Source organism: Methanoculleus sp. UBA413 (assembly GCF_002502935.1).
Taxonomy (GTDB): Archaea; Halobacteriota; Methanomicrobia; order Methanomicrobiales; family Methanoculleaceae; genus Methanoculleus; species Methanoculleus bourgensis.
Genome location: NZ_DAQR01000122.1, coordinates 23,173 through 27,325, shown reverse-complemented (window position 1 = coordinate 27,325; position 4,153 = coordinate 23,173). Strand labels below are relative to the sequence as shown.

General features: G+C 61.3%; 5 protein-coding genes. 4 read left to right on the top strand and 1 reads right to left on the bottom strand.

Annotation, left to right across the window (positions count from 1 at the left end):
• Positions 1–32: 32 nt before the first annotated feature.
• Entirely contained in the window at positions 33–596 is a 564-nt protein-coding gene (locus BP858_RS10600) for a GNAT family N-acetyltransferase (RefSeq protein WP_062266287.1), read from the bottom strand.
• A gap of 254 nt (positions 597–850) precedes the next feature.
• Between BP858_RS10600 and BP858_RS10595 the strand changes: the two genes are divergently transcribed.
• The 4 genes from BP858_RS10595 to BP858_RS10580 all read left to right on the top strand — a co-directional run.
• Positions 851–1,876, top strand: a complete 1,026-nt coding sequence (locus BP858_RS10595) for a type II glyceraldehyde-3-phosphate dehydrogenase (RefSeq protein WP_062266290.1) — start codon at positions 851–853, stop codon at positions 1,874–1,876.
• Positions 1,877–1,949: 73 nt separating this feature from the next.
• Complete coding sequence (locus tag BP858_RS10590; protein WP_074176056.1) at positions 1,950–2,897, top strand: tyrosine--tRNA ligase; 948 nt, start codon at positions 1,950–1,952, stop codon at positions 2,895–2,897.
• Positions 2,898–2,904: 7 nt separating this feature from the next.
• Positions 2,905–3,681 carry a serine protein kinase RIO gene (locus BP858_RS10585; RefSeq protein ID WP_062266293.1) on the top strand — a complete coding sequence of 259 codons (777 nt, stop codon included), beginning with the start codon at positions 2,905–2,907 and terminating at the stop codon, positions 3,679–3,681.
• A 22-nt stretch (positions 3,682–3,703) separates the two neighbouring features.
• On the top strand, positions 3,704–4,153 hold a 450-nt coding region (locus tag BP858_RS10580), incomplete at its 3' end, for a KH domain-containing protein (protein ID WP_286879461.1).

Here is a 4,153-nt window from a genome sequence, read left to right as displayed (position 1 = left end):
CAGGCGATCGGTTGCAAGGACGGGTTGTCCGGTCATGGAGGTGTTACTCGTAGTGTCTCCGTGGTATACTCCCGGAGGATCCCCCGGAGATCGACGTCCTCAAAGACGCCCCACTTCCTGACATGTTCGCGGAAGCGGCCTTCGTGGACCATCCCGCACTTCTCCATCACCCGGCCCGAGGCCGGGTTGCGGGAAAAGTGCATGGCATAGATCCGGTGCAGGTTCAGGACGGAAAAACCATACCCGATCACCGCCCTGACCGCCTCGGTGGCGTATCCCCGGCCCCAGAAGGGGCGCCCCACCCAGAACCCGAGCTCGCCGCGGGCGTTGTCCCCGTCGATCTGGAGGCGGACGCCGCCGATCAGGCGGCCGGACGGGGCAAGCGTGACGGCAAACGCCGCGACGTCGCCGCGATCGATTCCCTCGCGGAGGGAAGCGATCCATATCCCGGCCAGCCCAGCCGGGTAGGGGTAGGGAAGGAGGGTCGTCGCGGCGACGGCGTAGTCGCCGGCGAGCCGCTGCACTTCAGGGGCGTCCGCGAGGTCAAATGATCGCAGGAGCAGGCGATCGGTTACGAGGACTGGTTGCTTCTCCATGGGTATGTATGTCCATAGCACCGGCCGGATATAAGCCCTCCCGGCGTCCGGGGAAGGATGACAGGGAGAACCCCGCCCTGCAACCTGCACGGAGACAGCCCCTCATATACCCTGAGGTCGCGTTCATCGGGATTTCGCGGCGTAATAGGGATTACAGGAATCCAGAAAGACCAGTTTATCATAACCGCCCATAATACCAGCCATATTTCCAAATCAGCAACCTTTATTAATTTTTGTTCTGTATTCCATCATGCATGATCAAAGTCGCAATCAACGGCTACGGCACCATCGGCAAACGGGTCGCCGATGCGGTCGCCGCACAGCCCGATATGGAAGTTATAGGGGTCTCGAAGACGAGCGTCTCTTCTGAGGCGTATATCGCAAAAGAGCGCGGGTATCCCCTGTACATAGCTGACCTCTCGAAGAAGTCGGCGTTCGAGAAGGCCGGCATCGAGGTCGCCGGCGACGTGGATGCGATGCTGAAGGCTGCCGATATCGTCGTGGACGCCACCCCTGGCGGCGTCGGGGAGAAGAACAGACCGATCTATGAGCGCCTCGGCAAGAAGGCGATCTTCCAGGGAGGGGAGGGGCACGAGGTCGCCGGGTTCTCCTTCAACGCCCACGCGAACTACAAAGAGGCTGCAGGAAAGCAGTTTGCCCGGGTCGTCTCGTGCAACACCACCGGACTCGTCAGGCTCATCCATGCCCTGGACCAGGCCTTCGGCGTCGAGCGGGTCAGGGCGGTGATGGTCAGGCGCGGAGCTGACCCCGACGACATCAAGCGTGGACCAATCGACGCCATCGTCCTCAACCCGGCCACCATCCCAAGCCACCACGGCCCCGACGTCCAGACCGTCCTCCCGCATATCAACATCGTCACCCTCGCGATGATCGTCCCGACGACATTCATGCACATGCACTCAATACAGGCGGACCTGAAACGCGAGACCACCCGGGACGAGGTTCTGGCGGTCTTTGAGAACCACAGCCGCATCGGGCTTGTCCGCAAGGCCACCGGGATCAAGAGCAACGCCCAGCTCCGGGAGTACACCCAGGACCTCGGCAGGCCCAGGACCGACCTCTGGGAGAACGGCGTCTTTGAGGAGTCGGTCTCGGTGCTCGATGGGAAGGAGTTCTACTGCTTCCAGGCCATCCACCAGGAGGCCGACGTCATCCCCGAGAACATCGACTGTATCCGGGCCCTGATGGGGACGGTGAAGGATCCGGAAGAGTCCATCCGGATGACCAACGAGGCGCTCGGCCTCGTCGCCATCGGGTGAACTGCCGGGCCGGAAGAGCCGCCCGGGCCGGGGAAGAAGAACCATTAACTCTCCGGCAAACCCACTCTTTTTAATGGATCCTTACGAACTGGTGACACGAAATACCATAGAGGTCGTCACTGACCAGGAACTGCGTGCGCTCATCGACCGACCGGTCAAGCGGGTCTACACCGGCTACGAGCCGAGCGGGGAGATCCATCTCGGCCACATGGTGACGGTGAACAAGCTGATGGACCTGCAGAAAGCAGGGTTCGAGGTGACCGTGCTCATCGCCGACCTCCACGCATTCCTGAACCGCAAAGGGACCATGGAGGAGATCCGGGAGATCGCCGAGTATAACCGGCGCTGCTTTGAGGGGCTCGGGCTTCTCGGCGCAAAATACGTCCTCGGGTCGGATGTGCAGCTCGCGCCTGAGTATGAGCTTAACGTCCTGAAACTCTCCCAGGCGATCACCCTCAACCGGGCGAGAAGAAGCATGGACGAGGTCGGGCGGCAGATGGAGAACCCTACGGTCTCCCAGATGGTCTACCCGATCATGCAGATGGTCGATATCGCGACCCTCGGGGTGGACGCCGCCCTCGGCGGGATCGACCAGCGAAAGATTCACATGCTCGCACGGGAACACCTTCCCTCAATCGGGTATCCGGCGCCGGTCTGCATCCACACGCCGATCATCAGCGGCCTCGACGGGAAGAAGATGTCGTCGTCGGCAGGAAACGTCATATCGGTCGCCGACTCTGAGGAGGATATCAGGCAGAAGATGAAGAAAGCGTTTTGCCCACCCGAGATCGAGAATAACCCGGTGCTCCAGATCCTGCAGTACCATGTCTTCCCCCGGGCCGGTATGGTCACCATCCGCCGGCCTGCGAAGTTCGGCGGGGACCGGGAGTTTACCACCTACGAAGACCTCGAGCGGGCTTACGCCGCCGGCGAGATCCATCCGCTGGACCTGAAGTCGGCGGCCGCCGACCATCTCATCGATATCCTCGCCCCCGTACACGACTACGTCTGCAGCAGGTGATCCGGCAGTGGGCCGCAGGGATGAGTATGAGCGGTTCGACCGCGAGATCGAGGCGATGGGCGTCCGGGTAAAGGACGCCGACCAGGTGAAGGTGCGAGACGACGTCTTTGACGAAGTCACCCTCGTCGCACTCTACAGGCTCGTCCACAGGAAACTGATCTCGGTCATCGGCGGCCCGATCAGCACCGGAAAAGAAGCGAACATCTACTACGGCGAGCATGACGGGCGGGGGATCGCCATCAAGATCTACCGCATCCAGACCGCGAACTTCAAGGCGATGACCGAGTACCTTGCGGGAGACCGCCGGTTCGCAAGCGTCCGGGGGTCGCGCAAGGGCATCATCTTCGCCTGGACGAAGAAAGAGTACAGCAACCTTGCCCGGGCGCACGATGCGGGGATCCCGGTCCCCAAACCCCTGGCCTTCGACCGGAACATCCTCCTGATGGAGTTCCTCGGCGAGGGGGAGGCTCCGTACCCCCAGCTCCGTCTCGCAGAAGTGGAGGACTACGGGGCGGTGTATCAGGAGGTTCTCGATTACGTACAGAGGCTCTACCGGGATGCGCGCCTGGTCCATGCCGATCTCTCCGAATACAATATCCTCTATCACGAGAAACCATACCTGATCGATATGGGGCAGGCAGTCACCCTGGATCATCCACAGGCGCTCACGTTCCTGATCCGGGATATAAAGAACCTCAATCGGTATTTCTCCCGCTACTGTGATGTTCTGGACGAGCAGGAGATCGTAAGAACAATCACCGGCACCGGCCGCCGGGAACCCTGAGCACCGGGAGAAGGATACAATCATGACCAGACAGGAGATGAAAGTTTCAACAGCCAGGATCGGTGTACTCATCGGCAAGAGCGGATCCACGAAACGCGAGATCGAAGAAAAAACCGGGATATCCCTCCAGATCGACAGCGAGGAGGGGACCGTGATGATCGAGGGAGACGACCCGATCGCCGTCATGACGGCGACGAGCGTCGTCCAGGCGATCAACCGGGGGTTCTCGCCGGAACGTGCGTTCCGGCTGCTTGAGGACGAGGATATGATGCTTGAGATCATCAACCTCGCCGACCTCACGGACACCGCCCGGCACCTTGAGCGGCTCAGGGGCCGGATCATCGGCAAGGCCGGGACGTCACGCGCCCAGATCGAGGATATGACCAACACCGAAATCTCGGTCCACGGGAAGACCGTCGCGATCATCGGCCTCCCGGAGCAGAACGAGATCGCGAGGAAAGCGGTGGAGATG

What these genes read in the sequence shown, in the direction of transcription:
- BP858_RS10600 (WP_062266287.1), bottom strand. Translation starts at nt 596, where the DNA reads ATGGAGAAGCAACCAGTCCTCGTAACCGATCGCCTGCTCCTGCGATCA.
- BP858_RS10595 (WP_062266290.1), top strand. Translation starts at nt 851, where the DNA reads ATGATCAAAGTCGCAATCAACGGCTACGGCACCATCGGCAAACGGGTC.
- BP858_RS10590 (WP_074176056.1), top strand. Translation starts at nt 1,950, where the DNA reads ATGGATCCTTACGAACTGGTGACACGAAATACCATAGAGGTCGTCACT.